Source organism: Salinivibrio sp. PR932 (assembly GCF_001996125.1).
GTDB classification, from domain to species: Bacteria; Pseudomonadota; Gammaproteobacteria; order Enterobacterales; family Vibrionaceae; genus Salinivibrio; species Salinivibrio proteolyticus.
Window position 1 is genome coordinate 44,521 of sequence record NZ_MUFM01000004.1, and the last position, 17,687, is coordinate 62,207.

At 54.0% G+C, this 17,687-nt stretch carries 17 protein-coding genes; 8 read left to right on the plus strand and 9 right to left on the minus strand.

Annotated features, from left to right (window positions below; all coding sequences use genetic code 11):
* The first annotated feature begins 2 nt into the window (after positions 1–2).
* The 3 genes from spoT to recG all read left to right on the plus strand — a co-directional run bounded on the left by spoT (position 3) and on the right by recG (position 5,000).
* The gene (gene spoT, locus BZG84_RS02585) at positions 3–2,108 is read left to right on the plus strand and encodes a bifunctional GTP diphosphokinase/guanosine-3',5'-bis pyrophosphate 3'-pyrophosphohydrolase (protein ID WP_077479791.1); all 2,106 of its coding nucleotides are present in this window, start codon (positions 3–5) and stop codon (positions 2,106–2,108) included.
* Between the two features lie 93 nt (positions 2,109–2,201).
* A complete protein-coding gene (gene trmH, locus BZG84_RS02590; RefSeq protein ID WP_077479792.1) occupies positions 2,202–2,909 on the plus strand; it encodes a tRNA (guanosine(18)-2'-O)-methyltransferase TrmH in 708 nt (235 codons plus the stop codon).
* Positions 2,910–2,921: 12 nt separating this feature from the next.
* Positions 2,922–5,000 carry an ATP-dependent DNA helicase RecG gene (gene recG, locus BZG84_RS02595; RefSeq protein WP_077479793.1) on the plus strand — a complete coding sequence of 693 codons (2,079 nt, stop codon included), beginning with the start codon at positions 2,922–2,924 and terminating at the stop codon, positions 4,998–5,000.
* Here the strand turns inward: recG and BZG84_RS02600 are convergent.
* The 3 genes from BZG84_RS02600 to ompR all read right to left on the minus strand — a co-directional run bounded on the left by BZG84_RS02600 (position 4,985) and on the right by ompR (position 7,528).
* Positions 4,985–5,380, minus strand: a complete 396-nt coding sequence (locus tag BZG84_RS02600; protein WP_077479794.1) for a GntR family transcriptional regulator — start codon at positions 5,378–5,380, stop codon at positions 4,985–4,987. The two genes, recG and BZG84_RS02600, sit on opposite strands and share 16 nt — an antisense overlap.
* A gap of 93 nt (positions 5,381–5,473) precedes the next feature.
* Positions 5,474–6,808 carry a two-component system sensor histidine kinase EnvZ gene (gene envZ, locus BZG84_RS02605; protein WP_077479795.1) on the minus strand — a complete coding sequence of 445 codons (1,335 nt, stop codon included), beginning with the start codon at positions 6,806–6,808 and terminating at the stop codon, positions 5,474–5,476.
* A 3-nt stretch (positions 6,809–6,811) separates the two neighbouring features.
* Positions 6,812–7,528 carry an osmolarity response regulator transcription factor OmpR gene (gene ompR / locus BZG84_RS02610; protein WP_069588994.1) on the minus strand — a complete coding sequence of 239 codons (717 nt, stop codon included), beginning with the start codon at positions 7,526–7,528 and terminating at the stop codon, positions 6,812–6,814.
* Between the two features lie 228 nt (positions 7,529–7,756).
* On the opposite strand from ompR, the gene greB reads away from it, so the two are divergent.
* Positions 7,757–8,251: a transcription elongation factor GreB gene (greB, locus tag BZG84_RS02615; protein WP_077479797.1), complete on the plus strand. Its 495-nt coding sequence runs from the start codon at positions 7,757–7,759 to the stop codon at positions 8,249–8,251.
* Positions 8,252–8,326: 75 nt separating this feature from the next.
* Positions 8,327–10,642, plus strand: coding sequence for a Tex family protein (locus BZG84_RS02620; protein WP_077479798.1), 2,316 nt, complete (start codon positions 8,327–8,329; stop codon positions 10,640–10,642).
* Between the two features lie 64 nt (positions 10,643–10,706).
* Here the strand turns inward: BZG84_RS02620 and BZG84_RS02625 are convergent, their stop codons facing one another.
* From BZG84_RS02625 to bioH, 3 genes are all read right to left on the minus strand, one after another.
* Positions 10,707–11,180 carry an ATP-dependent Lon protease gene (locus BZG84_RS02625; protein ID WP_077677966.1) on the minus strand — a complete coding sequence of 158 codons (474 nt, stop codon included), beginning with the start codon at positions 11,178–11,180 and terminating at the stop codon, positions 10,707–10,709.
* 64 nt (positions 11,181–11,244) lie between these two features.
* Positions 11,245–11,544, minus strand: coding sequence for a hypothetical protein (locus BZG84_RS02630; protein ID WP_443216369.1), 300 nt, complete (start codon positions 11,542–11,544; stop codon positions 11,245–11,247).
* A gap of 136 nt (positions 11,545–11,680) precedes the next feature.
* Positions 11,681–12,469, minus strand: coding sequence for a pimeloyl-ACP methyl ester esterase BioH (bioH, locus tag BZG84_RS02635; RefSeq protein WP_077455026.1), 789 nt, complete (start codon positions 12,467–12,469; stop codon positions 11,681–11,683).
* A gap of 40 nt (positions 12,470–12,509) precedes the next feature.
* Here bioH and BZG84_RS02640 point away from each other — a divergent pair, with 40 nt between their 5' ends.
* Positions 12,510–13,226, plus strand: coding sequence for a ComF family protein (locus tag BZG84_RS02640; protein WP_077677967.1), 717 nt, complete (start codon positions 12,510–12,512; stop codon positions 13,224–13,226).
* A gap of 105 nt (positions 13,227–13,331) precedes the next feature.
* Positions 13,332–13,916 carry a Fe-S biogenesis protein NfuA gene (gene nfuA, locus BZG84_RS02645; protein WP_077455024.1) on the plus strand — a complete coding sequence of 195 codons (585 nt, stop codon included), beginning with the start codon at positions 13,332–13,334 and terminating at the stop codon, positions 13,914–13,916.
* Between the two features lie 58 nt (positions 13,917–13,974).
* On the opposite strand, the gene dinF is transcribed toward nfuA, so the two are convergent.
* Positions 13,975–15,315, minus strand: a complete 1,341-nt coding sequence (dinF, locus tag BZG84_RS02650) for an MATE family efflux transporter DinF (RefSeq protein WP_077480925.1) — start codon at positions 15,313–15,315, stop codon at positions 13,975–13,977.
* A gap of 219 nt (positions 15,316–15,534) precedes the next feature.
* Here dinF and BZG84_RS02655 point away from each other — a divergent pair, with 219 nt between their 5' ends.
* Complete coding sequence (locus BZG84_RS02655) at positions 15,535–15,783, plus strand: DUF3862 domain-containing protein (protein WP_069589015.1); 249 nt, start codon at positions 15,535–15,537, stop codon at positions 15,781–15,783.
* Between the two features lie 4 nt (positions 15,784–15,787).
* On the opposite strand, the gene cyoE is transcribed toward BZG84_RS02655, so the two are convergent.
* Positions 15,788–16,690, minus strand: a complete 903-nt coding sequence (gene cyoE, locus BZG84_RS02660; RefSeq protein WP_077480927.1) for a heme o synthase — start codon at positions 16,688–16,690, stop codon at positions 15,788–15,790.
* Complete coding sequence (locus tag BZG84_RS02665; RefSeq protein ID WP_077677968.1) at positions 16,665–17,687, minus strand: COX15/CtaA family protein; 1,023 nt, start codon at positions 17,685–17,687, stop codon at positions 16,665–16,667. Before BZG84_RS02665 ends, cyoE begins: the two co-directional genes overlap by 26 nt.

The window sequence follows — 17,687 nt, forward strand, 5'->3', positions numbered from 1 at the left end:
GTTTGTACCTCTTTGATAGCCTGAAAGAAGTCGCGAACCAATACTTGCCGGAATCGCAGCTTGAAGCGCTCCGGCAAGCGTATCTGGTTGCGCGCGATGCCCATGACGGGCAAACCCGCTCCACCGGTGAGCCCTACATCATCCACCCCATCGCCGTTGCGCGGATCCTCGCAGAAATGCGCTTGGACTGCGAAACCTTAATGGCGGCGTTGCTGCACGATGTGATTGAAGACACAGACGTGACCAAAGAGGATCTGCAACAACGCTTTGGTGATGTGGTTGCGGATCTGGTGGATGGCGTTTCCAAGCTCGACAAGCTCAAGTTTCGCGATCGCAAAGAAGCGCAGGCGGAAAACTTCCGCAAAATGGTCATGGCAATGGCCCATGACATTCGCGTCATTCTGATTAAGCTCAGTGACCGCACCCATAATATGCGTACCTTGGGTGCCCTGCGCCCCGATAAACGTCGTCGTATTGCCCGCGAAACACTGGAAATTTTTGCCCCACTCGCTCACCGTCTCGGTATTCACAATATTAAAGTGGAGCTCGAAGAGCTCGGCTTTGAAGCGCTCTACCCCAACCGCTATCGCGTCCTCAAAAAAGTGATTGCGCAAGCGCGGGGCAACCGCAAAGAAATGATCCAAAAAATCCATGCGGAAATTGAAGGCCGCTTGGAAGATGCCGGGATCAACGCGCGCGTGCTTGGCCGAGAGAAGAACCTTTATTCCATCTATAACAAGATGAAGAATAAAGAACAGCGCTTTCATACCATTATGGATTTGTATGCCTTTCGCGTGATCGTCGAGGACCTCGACACCTGTTACCGCGTGTTAGGGCAAATGCATAATTTGTACAAACCACGTCCCGGCCGCTTGAAAGATTACATTGCCGTGCCGAAGGCGAACGGTTATCAATCACTGCATACGTCAATGATTGGTCCGCATGGTGTGCCAGTTGAAGTGCAAATTCGCACTGAAGACATGGACCAGATGGCGGACAAAGGGGTCGCTGCGCACTGGGCGTATAAGAGCGGCGCCGAACGTCCATCCGGTACCACGGCACAAAAACGTGCTCAGCGCTGGATGCAAAACTTGATTGAGCTGCAGCAAAGCGCGGGGAACTCCTTCGAGTTTATCGAAAGCGTTAAATCCGATCTTTTCCCCGATGAGCTGTATGTCTTTACCCCGAAAGGGCGTATCGTCGAGCTCCCCGTGGGCGCCACGGCCGTTGACTTTGCCTATGCGGTCCATACCGATGTGGGTAACACCTGTGTCGGCGCGCGAGTCAATCGTCAACCGTATCCGCTAAGCCAACCACTGAAAAACGGCCAAACCATTGAGATCATTACCGCACCGGGCGCTCGCCCGAATGCCGCATGGCTCAATTATGTGGTGACCGCTCGGGCACGGACCAAGATCCGCCAAGTGCTCAAAACCATGCGCCGTGAAGAATCAGTCACATTGGGACGTCGTTTGCTCAACCATGCGCTGGGTGAGAAGAACCTACCCGATGTCGATCCTGACCGCCTCAATGCGATTTTGACCGACCTGAAGCTAGAAAGCAGCGATGATTTGCTCGCCGCGATCGGCTTGGGTGAGTTAATGAGTGTCGTGATCGCTCGCCGCCTGCTGGACGATGAAAACACGGACGCGGAACCTTCGGACGGGAAAATGCCTATCCGTGGCGCAGATGGTATCTTGGTCACTTATGCCAACTGTTGCCGCCCTATTCCGGGCGATCCGATTATCGCGCACGTCAGCCCTGGTAAAGGCTTGGTGATCCACCGTGAAACCTGTTCAAACATTCGCGGCTACCGTCAAGAGCCGGACAAATATATGCCTGTTGAGTGGGCAGACGATTTCGATCAGGAGTTCAGTACTCGTCTACGCGTGGATATGCAGAACCATCAAGGGGCGCTGGCGGATTTAACCAACACCATCGCCGCGACGGGATCGAATATTCAGGGACTGACGACCGAAGAAAAAGATGGTCGCTTGTACACCATCTTTGTTCGCCTCACCACCACAGACAGGGTTCACCTTGCCAATATTATGCGTCGCATTCGTGTGATGCCAAACGTGGTCAAGGTCAGCCGTCAAAAGAACTAGCCATGTTGCCGTTTCGCGCTCAGGCTATCACTCGCCCGCCTTTTGGTGGGCGAGTTTGTTTCTCTCCTATCGTGTAACTAACGGAACCTCACCATGACACCAGAACGGTTTGAACGTATTCATCAAGTGCTTGCTCAGCGCCAGCCTGATCTCACCGTGTGTATGGAACAAGTCCATAAGCCAAATAATATCTCTGCCATTATTCGCACCGCAGATGCCGTCGGCGTGCATCGCCTTCATGCCGTCTGGCCAAAAGGCAGTAAAATGCGCGCTTTAGGTGGCACTTCGGCAGGCTCTCGCAACTGGGTAGATGTACAAACCCATGATTCGACTGCCGAAGCCTTTGATGCGCTTCACGCTCAAGGCATGCAGATCTTAGTCACCAACTTATCCGACACCGCCATCGATTTTCGCGACGTCGATTACACCCGCCCCACCGCTATCGTATTAGGCCAAGAAAAAGAAGGCATCAGTCGCGAAGCGCTCGATAAGGCGGATCAAGATATCCTCATCCCAATGGTGGGTATGGTACAGTCATTAAACGTGTCAGTGGCGAGTGCTCTTATTCTGTATGAGGCCCAGCGACAGCGCCAATTAGCGGGTATGTACCAGCGGGCTCACACCCATATTCCGGACGAAGAAGTCCACAAGATCCTGTTTGAACGGGGCCATCCTGTTTTAGCACGCGTGGCCAAACAAAAAGGGCTGCCCTATCCACCGCTGGATGAACACGGGCAAATCGTTGCTGATGAGGCATGGTGGTCTGCGATGCAGGCAGCCAAACACAAACGTAGTAAATAACGGACTATTTTGATGCGATCATCCATGCTCAATGCTGTCTCAGTCGAAACACTGGCCGGTGTCGGCGCCAAAATGGCGAAAAAGCTGACCAAGCTGGGGTTGTATACGGTTCAAGATGTCTTGTTTCACTTGCCGTACCGTTATGAAGATCGCACACGCGTCTGGCCGATCGCCAGTTTGCTCCCCGGACAAACCGCGACCGTTGAGGGTGAAGTGACGCACAATGACACTGTGTTTGGGCGCCGCCGCATGCTGACCGTGCGGATCCATGACGGCAATGGTGCGCTGACGCTACGCTTTTTTAACTTCAACGCCGCGATGAAAAACAGCCTCGCCATCGGCAAACATGTGAAGGCCTATGGCGAGCTAAAACGCGGTAAGCATGGCCTAGAAATCATTCACCCTGACTATAAAGTCTTTTCTGAGCCTACCGAGCTTGCGCTAGAAGAAACCCTGACACCTGTCTATCCCACCACCGAAGGGCTGCGCCAAGCTACCTTGCGCAGTCTAACCGACCAAGCGTTGGCATTGCTGGACAAAAGTGGTGTACAAGAGTTACTCCCTGAGGGCTTATATGATAGACAGCTTTCATTACGCGATGCCTTACACCTTTTGCATCGTCCGCCACCAGAGGTGTCACTAGAGGCCCTGCAAGCCGGGCAACATCCTGCCCAACGTCGGTTAATTATTGAAGAATTACTCGCCCAACATCTGTCGATGCTGTCCGTTCGTCATCAAGCGCAAGCGGTCAGTGCCACACCGTTGCCACCGAATGGGGCGCTGAGCCAACAATTGCTGGCCAACCTGCCATTCTCCCCCACAGGGGCACAATCGCGCGTAGTCGATGAAATCAGTCGCGATCTGGCTAAGCCCGTCCCCATGATGCGCTTGGTACAAGGCGATGTGGGCGCGGGTAAGACGCTGGTTGCGGTATTGGCGGCGCTGCAAGCTATCGAACACGGTTACCAAGTCGCATTAATGGCCCCCACGGAGCTATTGGCCGAACAGCATGCGGTGAATTTTGCCCAATGGCTGGAGCCGTTGGGAATTCAAGTCGGTTGGCTCGCCGGTAAGCTTAAAGGCAAAGCGCGCGACGCTGAACTTGCACGGATTGCCAGCGGTGAGGCGAAAATGGTGGTCGGCACACATGCGCTGTTTCAAGCCCATGTCGACTTTGACCAGTTAGCCTTGGTGATCATTGATGAGCAACACCGCTTTGGTGTTCACCAACGTCTCGCCCTGTGGGAGAAAGGTGAGCAACAAGGAGCGCATCCGCATCAATTGATCATGACAGCCACTCCGATCCCGCGTACTCTCGCGATGACTGCGTATGCCGATCTCGATACCTCGATTATCGATGAGCTCCCCCCGGGGCGTACTCCGATCCAAACCGTTGCCGTGCCAGATACGCGCCGCGATGACATTATTGCGCGTGTCAGTGCCGCCTGCAGTGAAGGCCGCCAAGCGTATTGGGTATGTACCTTGATTGAGGAATCCGACGCTCTCGAAGCGCAAGCTGCCGAGGATACCGCCACCGCACTCAAAGCGGCGCTCCCTCATCTTGCCGTCGGCCTTGTCCACGGACGCATGAAAGCGGCGGAAAAACAAGCAGTCATGCAAGCCTTTAAGCAAGGGGAGCTGCATTTGTTGGTCGCGACTACCGTGATTGAAGTGGGCGTCGATGTCCCCAATGCCAGTTTGATGATCATTGAAAACCCCGAGCGACTCGGGTTGGCACAGCTCCACCAACTACGGGGGCGTGTCGGTCGAGGCTCCGTCGCCAGCCACTGTGTGCTCTTGTATCATGCCCCTTTGTCTAAAACCGCCAGTCAACGCTTGGGCGTCCTGCGCGAGAGCAATGATGGCTTTGTGATCGCACAGCGCGATCTCGATATTCGCGGGCCCGGCGAGCTTCTCGGTACCCGGCAAACCGGCTTGGCCGAGTTTAAAATTGCCGATCTGGTGCGTGACCAAGCGCTGATCCCTGAGGTACAAAAGTTAGCGCACCACCTGCATCAACACTATCCGCAACACGCCGCCGCAATCATCGCACGTTGGCTTGGCCATAAAACCCATTATTCCAACGCATGATCGCCGATATCGCTCTCCCAGTGGGCCATGACTAACGCCATGGCCTCGGATTTGCTATATCCGGCTTGATTGGCCACCTGAATAAAATGTGCCAATGGCGCTTGTACATATTGCAACCGTTGATGAGGCTCAGCAGGACGCGCTTGCTGGCTGACTTTCATCCCAACGCCTCGCACTCGCTCTAACCATCCTTGCTCGGCAAGTTGCTGATAACTGCGCGAGACCGTCATCGGATTCATCTTTAACTCTCGCGCCAGCACACGTACCGACGGCAAGCGCTCGCCTGAGCGCAGCGCACCACTGGCGATCTGACGCTGGATTTGCTCAATCAATTGCTGAAATTTCGGGGTAGGATCGTTTTTATCTAAACAAAGTCGCATAGGCCATAGTGTGTGTATTAGTTCTATACGACAGTATGGTCGGCCTATCCGCCTTCGCGAATAGGCCATGAAGAAAACGTGGCAACGCGCACACTAGCTTTTGGCACGCCCCTGATTGACCGGAAATGTCATCTGGATCCTCAACCCTCCTTCGGTACGGGAAGACAGGCGAATATCGCCGCGCAGTTGTTCCACAATCCGTTTCACAATAGCGAGTCCCAGTCCGGTTCCCTCGCTACCACGGGCTGAGTCACCCCGCGTGAACGGCTGGAAAAGCGACGCTTCTAGGCTCGCATCAATACCCGGTCCATTGTCCTCAACTTCGACCCATTGATGGGTATGATCGGCGGTACTGCCACAACGAATGCGTACCCAGCCGTTGCCATAGCGGACCGCGTTAACCACCAAGTTAGTCACGGCCCGCTTAAGCGCCACTGAGTTGGCATACAACTCGCCATACAAAGGCAGCAACTCGGTATCCATCTCGATACCCACCAGCTGTTGGCTATTCGCTACATCACGACAAATGCTCGCTAAATCCACCGGATCAGGGTCTTGCTGCTGCACCGCGCGCAGATAGTCCATAAACTGATTGATGATCTCGTTGCACTCTTCAGTGTCTTTAGTGATGCTATCGGCAAGGTATTCATCGTCCGGCGACATCATTTCGGTCGCCAAGCGAATGCGCGTCAGCGGCGTGCGCAAATCATGGCTCACCCCTGCCATCAGCAAGGCGCGATCTTCTTCGAGTTTGCGTATGCCTGCAGACATTTTATTAAACGCCACTGTTACCGCTTGAATTTCAGAGGCGCCTTTTGGGGCCACCGGCTCAGGAAACCGGCCTTCAGCCACATCTAACGCAGCACGCTCTAAGGTCACCAGTGGGCGGTTTTGCATCTTAATAAACAGCCAACCACCTGCAATCACCAGCAACGCAATAATCAGGCTGTATTGGAAAAGGGGCGCAAAGTCATCTTGATGCAGTTCGGAAAGCGGAATACGCATCAAAAAGTCATCAATGGCGTCAAACTTTAACCACAGCACATAGCTGTCTTCACCACTGACAAGGCGCACTTCGGTCGGCGTTCCCAGCTCTTCGCTCATCCGCGCACTGAGATAATCTATCTGCATCGCGTCTTGGTAAGCGCCTGCGGCGTCACTGTTAGGAGCATGTAAGGTCACCCCAATTTGTTCCAGCAGTTGCCGACGCACAGGCTCACCCAAGTGCAGCACTTCCCCGTCTTTTAGCGTCCAATCCTCTTCCAGCATCAAGCGCACTTCAAAGGCCAAGATCTTATTAAACTGCTGCAAGCTGGGGAGCAGGGCATAATTGACGATGGTGAGATAAGAAAAAACTTGGCTGGCAATCAATAGGCCAGCCAAAATCAACAGCGTGCGGGCAAAGTTGGTGCGCGGCGACATCCGCATCGCTTAGACCTCGCCGTCAGGGACAAACACGTAGCCCAGCCCCCACACCGTTTGGATATAGCGTGGCTTGCTCGGATCTTCTTCAATCATGCGGCGCAATCGCGAGATTTGCACGTCAATGGAGCGCTCCATCGCGGAGTACTCACGTCCGCGCGCCATATTCATCAACTTGTCGCGTGATAACGGCTCGCGCGCATTGGTCACCAATGCTTTAAGGACCGCAAATTCGCCCGAGGTTAACGTCATCGGGTCGTCATTACGGAACATCTCCCGCGTACCGAGATTGAGGCGAAACTCGCCAAATTCGACCACCTTGGTGTCTGCACTCGGTGCGCCCGGCGCTTCAATGGTTTGGCGGCGCAAGACAGCACGGAGGCGCGCCAATAGCTCCCGTGGGTTAAATGGTTTGGGTAAGTAATCGTCCGCACCCACTTCTAATCCGACAATACGGTCAATTTCATCACCCTTTGCGGTGAGCATTAAAATCGGTAATTGGTTGTTCGCCTGACGCAAACGGCGGCAGATAGATAAGCCATCTTCACCCGGCAGCATCAAATCCAAGACCATCAGGTGAAAGGCTTCCCGCGCGAGCAAGCGATCCATCTGTTCGGCATTGGCCACACTGCGCACTTGGAAGCCCTGCTCAGTTAGGTAACGCTCCAGTAGCGAACGCAGACGCATATCATCATCCACCACTAGGATTTTATAGTTTTCTTGCATGGTTAACCCTCATACTCAATGCGGTTATCTGCCGACAAATCAAGCAGTCACTGCTGTAATCATACCGGATTTTGCCACATTTGCGTGGATTGACACTGATGGTTCCGCCACGAAACAACGAAGAAATTGTTACCGAGTGTTGCCTCGACAAGCTTGCTCGGTTCTTGTAATTTGCTCGTTGAAATTGCATCACTTATTGAGGCTTCGCGAGGGTTAAGGAGACGCTGCGTGAAAACCAAACTGGTCACCCGTGAAGGGTTTAACGCACTCAAAGCGGAACATGACCACCTATGGCATGAAAAACGCCCAGAGATCACCAAAATTGTCAGTTGGGCGGCAAGTTTAGGCGACCGCTCAGAGAATGCCGACTACACCTACAACAAGCGCTTGCTGCGACAAATTGACCGCCGCGTCCGTTATCTGCGCAAGCGGCTGAATGAACTCACCATTGTCGACTACTCGCCCCAACAAGAAGGGCGGGTCTTTTTTGGCGCTTGGGTGGAAATTGAAAACGAGGCGGGCGATATCAAACGCTTTCGGATTGTTGGCCCTGATGAGATTTACGATCGTAAAGACTACATCTCGATTGATGCGCCCATGGCGCGCGCCCTGCTCAAAAAAGCGGTCGATGATGAGGTGGTGGTCCGAACCCCTGAAGGTGAGAAGCATTGGTTCGTCAATGCAATCACTTACCCAACAGAGACCGACTCACGGGAACCTTAACGACCACAAGGGTCAAAGAAACAGATTCAATGGCAGTGCTGCGGTGCTGCCGTGCTTGTTTACAAAAGGATATGCATGCACAGTCAACTGACTCAAACCCTGGCTAAAGAGCTCAATGTCTCACCCAACCAGGTCGCAACCGCCGTTGCGCTGCTCGATGACGGAAATACCGTCCCCTTTATTGCTCGCTATCGAAAAGAAGCCACCCAAGGGCTGGATGACAGCCAACTGCGCACGCTGGAAACACGCTTAGTGTACTTGCGCGAAATGGAGGCTCGGCGTGACACCATCCTAAAATCGATTGATGAGCAAGGTAAACTAACCGATAGCTTGCGTCGCGACATTTTAGCGGCGGACAGCAAGAACCGCTTGGAAGATCTCTATCTGCCCTATAAACCCAAGCGTCGTACCAAAGGACAGATTGCCATTGAAGCAGGCCTAGAACCCCTGGCCGAGGCCTTATGGCAAGACGCGTCGCAAGACCCTGACACACTCGCCCAATCCTATCTCAATCCCGAGCAAGGCATCGCCGACACCAAGGCAGCACTCGACGGCGCCCGCGCCATCATGATGGAGCGCCTCGCTGAAGATGCCGCCTTGCTCGATAAAATTCGTCAATATCTCAACCAACACGCGGTGTTACGCGCAAGTGTTGTCACAGGCCAAGAAGAGGCTGGGGCGAAATTTAAAGACTACTTCGATCATCAAGAGCCGATCTCTAAAGTGCCTTCTCACCGTGCCTTAGCCATGCTCCGGGGCCGTAACGAAGGCGTCTTGCAACTGGCCTTAGTCGCTGACCCAGACCAAGAAGCAGACAGCAAAGGCAGTATCTGCGAAACCATGATTGCCGAGCACTACGGTTTATCCTTGGGCAGTGCGCCCGCCGATCGTTGGCGTAAGCAAGTTATCGCGTTCGCGTGGCGAGTCAAAATACTCATGCACCTTGAGACTGAGCTTATGGCCAGTTTGAAAGAGCGGGCCGAAAGCGACGCCATTGATGTCTTTGCTGCCAATCTAAAAGACGTTTTGATGGCCGCTCCCGCGGGCCCACGCTGTACGCTCGGCATCGATCCGGGTTTGCGTACCGGCTGTAAGGTGGCCGTGGTGGACGGTACGGGGAAATTGCTCGATACCGCCACCATTTATCCTACCGCCCCACGTCACGACGTAGATGGCGCGAGCAAGACGGTGCTCAATTTAATTAAACGTCATCAGGTCAACCTCATCGCGATCGGCAACGGCACCGCTTCCCGCGAGACCGAAGCGTTTGCCAAAACCATGCTAAGTCAGGCTGGTTTAGCCATTCAGACCGTCATGGTCAGTGAGGCAGGTGCCTCGGTGTATTCGGCATCGGAATTAGCCGCCAATGAGTTTCCAGACCTTGATGTCTCGCTGCGTGGTGCCGTTTCTATCGCCCGCCGCTTGCAAGACCCACTGGCCGAACTGGTTAAAATTGACCCGAAATCGATTGGCGTAGGCCAATATCAACACGATGTCTCTCAAAGTCAGCTTGCCAAAAAACTCGATGCTGTGGTCGAAGACTGTGTGAACGCGGTCGGGGTGGATCTGAACAGTGCATCGGCGCCACTCCTGACTCGTGTCGCTGGCTTAAGCCAAACCATGGCGCAAAATATTGTCGCTTTTCGTGATGAAAATGGCCGCTTTGGCGATCGTAAAACCCTGCTGAAAGTGCCGCGTCTTGGCCCTAAAGCATTCGAACAATGCGCGGGCTTTTTACGGGTAATGGATGGTGCCAACCCGCTGGATCGCTCTGGCGTTCACCCAGAAACCTATTCTTTGGTCAAACGCATTGCGGAGAAAACCGGCAAAGCCGTCGAGGCGCTGGTCGGTAACAACCGTTTCTTGCAAGGCCTGAACGCGAAAGAGTTTGCAGATGACAACTTTGGGGCAATCACGGTCACCGACGTGCTTAACGAGCTGGCAAAACCCGGCCGCGACCCGCGTCCTGAGTTTAAGACCGCCACCTTTGCGGAAGGCATCAATCAAGTCAGCGATCTGAAGCCCGGAATGCAACTGGAAGGCGTGGTGACCAACGTGACGCACTTTGGCGCCTTTGTCGATGTCGGGGTTCACCAAGACGGTTTGGTGCACATCTCCGCCCTATCGAATCGCTTTGTCAGTGACCCTCGCGAGGTGGTCAAAGCCGGAGATGTGGTTAAAGTCAAAGTGATGGAGGTGGATGTACCACGCAAACGGATTGGCTTATCCATGCGTTTGGACGATACCCCTTCAGGCGACAGTGCGTCCCAAGGACAAGGCGATAACCACAAAGCGGGACAGTATCGCCCATCACGCAAGGCGCCTCGTCAACCCGCCGCACCTATCGGCGGAAGCATGGCTGATGCCTTTGCCCGCGCCAAGCGCTCTTAACGACGCAAAAAAGCCCCGCTCGTCTTGGCGGGGCTTTAACGTCAATAGGCTCGGTGGACCGAGCTTAAATCACAATCAACACTTCTGAAGGCATATTCGCCACGGTCGCTTGCTGGTAGCGCATCGCGACTACCGCACGGGTACGTTCAAATCTTTGCAGCTGCTCAATTTTCTCCAACACCTCTTCGGGCATTTTGAGCCCCAACGGATAGCCGTTTTCTGGTCGCGCCTCGTCTCCGGGCTCGCTACGAGTGATGGCATCAATGCGGTTAGCAACATTGGCGCCGTTGTAGTCTGCGTCTTTAAATGACTCGGGGGTATAGTCGAAAGAATAATTGGGATGCTGTGACGGATCCCAAGAGGGATTACGCAGTTGCTTGTCTTGCTCCGTCGCGGGTCTTTCATGATCCAACGCGGGCGGCTGTTTGGTCGGAACAATTTTTTCGCGCACACGATTTTCCCGCGCAACTTGCTCAGTTGGCGGGTTCACCGATGGCGCGACAGTTGGGATACTGACGCTTGCTGGCGATATATTCATCTGATGCTACCTCCCAACATCAGCTGAAGGCCTTATTGTCAGTCCGGCCTCGTCTCCTTATAGTTTAGACGACAACCGCGAGTATTGTGCCTATTGTTCCCAACGCAGACAAAAATTGTCCTGCGTTATAGGCGGTATCATCGTTTTCCTTCACTTTTTCCGGATGGTCCATGCCCAACGCGCCATAAGTAAAGGATTCGACCGATGATTTCTCTTTAGACTTCTCAACGCCTTCAGCGTTTTTAGCTGCTTTCGCATCCTTGACGTCTTTCACCGCTGGGGTGGCCGCTGTCTCAGCGGGCTTTGTATCTTTGACCTCTTTGTCCGCATTTGGTTGCGTTTGCGGCGGTGATTTTGGCTTCATCGACTGAGGGTGATAGGCCTGAGACTGCCCAACGTTACCTACGTTCATTATGGTCTCTCCTAATGTCAGAGCAAGTGACATAGTTAACTTATCGGCAGAACCATGACAAGATTTAGTCAATTCTGCCAAAAATCGTTCAGCGCGCGCAGTCAGGGCGGCAATTCGTTGCCAGAAAGGCGGTGAGCCTGTCTACCACACCGTCAGGCTCAGTGACAAAAGGGGCATGGGCACTGTGTGCAAACACCTCACTCGGTGAATGCGGTAACCAAGCGTCCATCTGTCCCGCCACGGCGACAGGCACCAACCCATCGAGGCGACCGTACAACCGCAGCCAAGGTAAGCGAATCGACTGGCATGCTTGACGTAAATCCGCCGACGCCAGTATTTGCAAACCATCAGCCAGAGCCTGAGGATCCGGTGCAGGTCGTGAAAACACTGCCTGCTTGAGCGCTTTAATGTCTTTCTTCGCAGTGGGCGACCCCATGGCCTGCAACGCCATAAACCGCTCCACGGTCAGAGAAAAATCCTGCTCAAGCTGTGAGGCAAATGCATTCAGCACCGCGGGTTTAATACCTCGCCATCCCGGTTCCGCGACAAACTTGGGTGAGCTTGCGACCGTCACGAGCCCCGTCAAACGATGGGGCGCGAGCAGGGCCGCTTGCGTGGCCACCAATCCGCCCAGTGACCAGCCCAACCAAGTTGCTTGCGCTGGTGATTCTTTAAGCAACACTTGTGCCAGTTGTTCTAAATCAAGCCCCGGCTGTGCGGGGCTCAACCCAAATCCGGGCAAGTCAACACAATGAACACGGTAGTTTGCAGTGAGATACGGCAAGATAAGCGACCAAACAGCACTGTTCATTCCCCAGCCATGAATGAGAACCAGATCGGGGCCTTGTCCGTAAGATTGCCAATCACATAACGCCATGCTTTACACTGCCTTTGTACTCTTTTTCATCAGGATGGCTATGATACCAGCAATTCATCCCCCTCGCCTTGCTGGCGTTTGGCAAAGCATTAGGGGCAAATCTTTGCCCCATCAGTGCCCCGTGTGTCGCTTATCCCTCCCTGCCGATCACACCTTGTGCTGCGATGCGTGCTGGGATAAACATCATCAGGCCTACGGGTGTCAATGTTGCGGCTTGCCGGTGCTCACCCCTCAAACACATTGTGGTCAGTGCCTCAGCCATCCACCTGCGTGGCATACGCTTACCGCGATCAGTGCCTACCTCGACCCACTCCCTGATTTGGTTCACCGCTTTAAATATCAAGGAGACTTCGAGCTCGCCCTTCCGTTCGCCAAGCTGCTCAGTGAGAAAATCGACACGCCTGCCCCAGTCTTACTGCCTGTTCCCTTACACTGGCGGCGACGGCTACAACGCGGCTTTAACCAAAGCGCACATCTGGCATGGGCGCTACAACAGCGGCTTGGCAGCCGAGTCGTCAATCACTATCTAAGACGTACTCGCCATACCTCACCTCAGCAAGGGCTGGATAGATCTGCGCGACTGAAGAACCTGCGCGGGGCATTTCGCTTACACGGCGCACTGCCGGCAGAGCATGTTGCGCTTGTCGACGACGTGGTGACAACCGGAGAAACGGTCAGTCAACTTTGCCGTTTGTTGCGCCGAGCGGGTGCGAAACGGGTCGATATTTATTGTATTGCGCGGACCAAGCTCCCTTGAGATAAACAGCAGTGCCCACAAATTAGCCACATTGAACAAGGGGTGATAGCAAGTAAAAACCGGAGTACACTGTACAAAACACACTGGATTAGTCAGGTATTTGTCGTGTCAGAAGTCAAAATTTCAGAAAATGCACAAAGCCACTTTGTGAAGCTGCTTGAGCAGCAGCCCGAGGGCACCAATATTCGCGTGTTTGTGGTTAACCCAGGCACGCCAAACGCCGAGTGCGGTGTTTCTTATTGTCCACCCGAAGCAGTAGAAAGCAGCGATACCGAACTCAAATTCAACGGCTTCTCTGCTTTCATTGATGAGCTAAGCCTACCGTTTTTAGACGAAGCGGAAATCGACTTTGTCACCGATAAAATGGGCTCACAGCTAACGCTGAAAGCACCGAATGCGAAAATGCGGAAAGTGGCCTCCGATGCGCCTTTAATGGAGCGTGTTGATTACGTGATTCAAAGCCAAGTCAACCCACAGCTTGCCAGCCATGGCGGCCATGTTAACTTGATTGAAATCACCGATGACGCCGTAGCGATTTTGCAATTCGGTGGCGGTTGCAATGGCTGTTCAATGGTAGACGTGACCTTAAAAGAAGGGATCGAAAAGCAGTTGCTGGCCGAGTTTAGCGGCGAGCTAAAGGGTGTGCGCGATGTGACCGAGCACGCGCGTGGCGATCACTCTTACTATTAAGACGCTGCCCTTCCATCGCAAAAACAGGCCAACTGGCCTGTTTTTTTGTTGATAGGTCTCAGTGCGTGACGTCAAAAAAGCTATCTCGTCGCCAGTGGTAAACAAAGCACACCGCGAGACTGAGTCCTCTTAGCGCCATAAAAGTAAGCATCGCTAACCATAGGGCGTGATTGCCCCACCCTTGCGCTAACCACCATGCAGCAAAAAAGCCCGCGGTGGCGACAAACATCCCATTGCGCATGTCTTTACCCCGCGTGGCACCAATAAAGATACCATCGAGCAAAAAGCACCACATCGACACTAAAGGCATAGCCACCAGCCAAGGTAAATAACGTGCCGCTTGGTCACGCACCGCTTCGATATCGGAAATCAGCGCAATGATGTGATGGCCTGCCACGCCAAATGCCAGCGTGATCGCCAAGCAAATCACCAACGACCAAAAAGTGCTGCCTATCAGTGACACTAACAACTCAGACTTGCTCTGCGCGCCAATCGCTCTACCCACCATCGCCTCCATCGCATAGGCAAAGCCGTCCATCGCAAAAGAAATCAGCATCAGAAAGCTCATCAGCACCGCATTGGCGGCCACAATGTCATCGCCGAGTGTGGCCCCTTGGAAGGTCATGAAGGTAAACGCCAACTGCAAGCTAAGGCTACGTAAAAAGATGTCTCGATTAAGCTTTAGCAAGCGGCTCATCCCAGTCAGCCCACGCTCAAACACCGACCGAATGGTCGGTAGCTGACGCGATTGCCAGATACCTTTGACAAAATAGAGCCCCAGCATGAGGCCGAGATAATCGGCGGCCACACTCGCTGCAGCGGCCCCTTCGACTTTCATATCGAGGCCCACCACAAACAGTAAATCAAGAACAATATTGGCACTGTTAACCACAATCAGTAGCCACATCGGCTGGCGCGCATTTTGCGCCCCCAGTAGCCAGCCCATGATCACCAAATTCATTAAGGTCGCTGGCGCACTAAAGATCCGAATGGAGAAATACTGGCTCGCATAGTGTTTGACTTCAGCACTGGCATCACTAAAGTGCATCACCCCCTCTAAAATGGGCACATGCAGTGCGATTAACAGTACAGCTAGCAAGCCCGCTAAGGTCGCCCCACGCACCAAGGTGGCCGCCAGCTCACGGTTATCACTCGCGCCATAGGCTTGCGCGGTAAACCCGGTGGTCGCCATACGCAAAAAGCCCAACAGCCAAAAGGTGACATTTATCATGGTGCTGCCAACCGCCACACCACCTAAATACCATGCATGGTCTAAATGGCCGATCACCGCGGCATCCACTAACCCTAACAGAGGGACGGTGATATTGGAGATCACCATAGGTAAAGCCAGCGATAAGACCCGCCAATGAAGCTCACGCTGAGTGAGAGACTGCCACATACTTCCTCGTTCTCAATATTGGACGCCACGCTATGCGTCAGGATGATGTATCATTTTTGATAAAGAACACGATTGCAGCGATAACCGGCAAGGTCAGCGGGTGGCCCTTATCGATGCAGCAGTGTACCATTGCGGCAATCTCATCGACGAGCGGCCATTGCACTGCATCAGTTGCATTGCGCCAACTCGGCTCATCACCTCTGTAAAAAAGGAAAGGTTATGCGTGTATTTTTTGCCTGTGTGTTGGCGGTATTGCTAGCGGGTTGCTCGAAAGTGACCAAGCAAAACTACGATCAGCTCGAAGTGGGCATGAGCTATGACGCGGTTGTGAGCCACATTGGCGAGCCTAGCCAATGCGACGACACCATGGGCTTAACCCACTGTGTGTGGGGCGGCGATGGTAAGCACATCAAAGTGTCTTTTGTCGCCGACAAAGCCACCGTGCTGTCGGCGCAAGGGCTAAAGTAGCCCCTTAATAGCGCAACGCGTGGTCGGCAAGGAGCACCACAAAGGTCGCGAAGATATGCCATATCGAGAATTTAAACGTCTGCCACGCGATGCCTTTTTGCGACTGGGTTTTCAGTCGCCAAGCGTAACCGACAAAGACCAGATTTAACGTGGTCGCCCCTACCAGATACAACCAACCACTCATCCCGGTCAGCCAAGGGAAAATGCCCACGATGACCAGCAGTAGGGTGTAAAGCAAAACCATAGTTTGGGTAAACCCTACCCCATGAGTGACAGGCAGCATCGGCACATCGGCTTTAGCATAGTCATGGCGGCGATGTATCGCTAACGCCCAAAAGTGAGGCGGCGTCCAAGTAAAAATGATCATCACCAGCAGCAGCGCATGGGCGTGAAGCTCTCCGGTCACCGCGGTCCAGCCTAACAAAGGCGGCATCGCTCCCGCCAAACCGCCAATCACGATATTTTGCGGGGTCGCAGGTTTAAGCCACTGGGTATACACCAATGCATAACCGACCAGACTGGCAAACGTTAGCCAAGCCGTGAGCGGATTCAGCCACCAACAGGCAATGAATCCCATCACCATCAGTATCACCGCAAAGGCCAACGCGGCGCCTTGACTCACTCTTCCCTCGGCAACGGGGCGATGGCGGGTGCGCTGCATTTTCGTGTCAATTTTCCAGTCGATAACGTGATTAAACACCGCCGCTGCGCTGGCTTGCGCACCAATGCCAAATAATCCCACCAGCACCGCCGACCAAGGTGGCCAGCCGGGAGTGGCTAAGCACATGCCCACCAACGCGGTGAGAAGCAACATGGCAACCACACGCGGTTTGGTCAGCTCGTAATAATCACGCCAATTGGCGTCAACCCATGTCGAAACACTAGCGGTACGTTGAAACTGTGCCATCACGAGCTCCTTGTCGGGTCGACGGTGAAAGACATAAAAATCGAGTGAGGAGTAATGTGGCCAATAGCGACAATCCACCGAGGTTATGCGCCACTGCCACACTCAGCGGCAGTAGCGCAACCACATTGGTTACCCCTAACGTAATTTGCATCGCCAGCACACCACTCACTGCCATTGCCAGCGCACGCGCCCCAGCACGCCACAGCATCCATGCCCAAGCAAGTACTAATGCGGTGACCACCATGGCACCGAGACGGTGCGTGGCATGAATGGTCACCCGCTCGGCATGGTTCAGCACGCCAAATTGATAGGTGTCGCTAAGCGGACTGACGGGATGAAAGGCGGAAGGGGTGAAAAGCTGCCACCAAGGGCTTTCACAGATAGGAAGCTGAGTGCAGACGGTGGCAGCATAGTTGGCCGAGGTCCAGCCGCCGAGACCGATTTGTACAATCACCGCCACCAAAGCCAACGTGCCCACGCGGCGCGCGGATGATGACATCGAAAACACAGGCAATCGGAGCGCGCCTGTCGCCACCGCCAGCCAAACTAGCAAGCATACCGTGGTGAAACCACCGAGTAAGTGCGCCATCACCACCACCGGCATCAAACTTAAAGTCACGGTCCACATCCCTAAGGCGGCTTGCGCGATGACGACCACACTGAGCAAGGTGGTCAGTGGTCGTAAAGCCTGATAGTCAGGACGTCGCCAGCTGATCCACGCCAACGCAAAAATCGCCAGCCCTAAGGTGCCCGCCACGTAGCGGTGCAACATTTCATTCCATGCTTTATTGATATCAAGCGGCGCATCTGGGAAACGCGACATGGCGACCGATTGCGCGCTTTCACTGGCCGGTACTGCCAAATGGCCATAGCATCCGGGCCAGTCTGGGCAGCCAAGCCCCGCTTCAGTGAGGCGGGTAAACGCGCCGAGGCCGACCACCAGCACAGCCAGTATCAGTGTCGATAAAACGGCGAGTTGGTAGCGACGCGTTGCCAT

Bases quoted from the DNA above. Each gene is read 5' to 3' on its own strand.
- trmH (WP_077479792.1), top strand. From the start codon at position 2,202: ATGACACCAGAACGGTTTGAACGTATTCATCAAGTGCTTGCTCAGCGC.
- recG (WP_077479793.1), top strand. From the start codon at position 2,922: ATGCGATCATCCATGCTCAATGCTGTCTCAGTCGAAACACTGGCCGGT.
- BZG84_RS02600 (WP_077479794.1), bottom strand. From the start codon at position 5,380: ATGCGACTTTGTTTAGATAAAAACGATCCTACCCCGAAATTTCAGCAA.
- envZ (WP_077479795.1), bottom strand. From the start codon at position 6,808: ATGCGGATGTCGCCGCGCACCAACTTTGCCCGCACGCTGTTGATTTTG.
- ompR (WP_069588994.1), bottom strand. From the start codon at position 7,528: ATGCAAGAAAACTATAAAATCCTAGTGGTGGATGATGATATGCGTCTG.
- BZG84_RS02620 (WP_077479798.1), top strand. From the start codon at position 8,327: ATGCACAGTCAACTGACTCAAACCCTGGCTAAAGAGCTCAATGTCTCA.
- BZG84_RS02625 (WP_077677966.1), bottom strand. From the start codon at position 11,180: ATGAATATATCGCCAGCAAGCGTCAGTATCCCAACTGTCGCGCCATCG.
- BZG84_RS02630 (WP_443216369.1), bottom strand. From the start codon at position 11,544: ATGAAGCCAAAATCACCGCCGCAAACGCAACCAAATGCGGACAAAGAG.
- bioH (WP_077455026.1), bottom strand. From the start codon at position 12,469: ATGGCGTTATGTGATTGGCAATCTTACGGACAAGGCCCCGATCTGGTT.
- BZG84_RS02640 (WP_077677967.1), top strand. From the start codon at position 12,510: ATGATACCAGCAATTCATCCCCCTCGCCTTGCTGGCGTTTGGCAAAGC.
- dinF (WP_077480925.1), bottom strand. From the start codon at position 15,315: ATGTGGCAGTCTCTCACTCAGCGTGAGCTTCATTGGCGGGTCTTATCG.
- BZG84_RS02655 (WP_069589015.1), top strand. From the start codon at position 15,535: ATGCGTGTATTTTTTGCCTGTGTGTTGGCGGTATTGCTAGCGGGTTGC.
- cyoE (WP_077480927.1), bottom strand. From the start codon at position 16,690: ATGGCACAGTTTCAACGTACCGCTAGTGTTTCGACATGGGTTGACGCC.
- BZG84_RS02665 (WP_077677968.1), bottom strand. From the start codon at position 17,687: ATGGCAACGCGTCGCTACCAACTCGCCGTTTTATCGACACTGATACTG.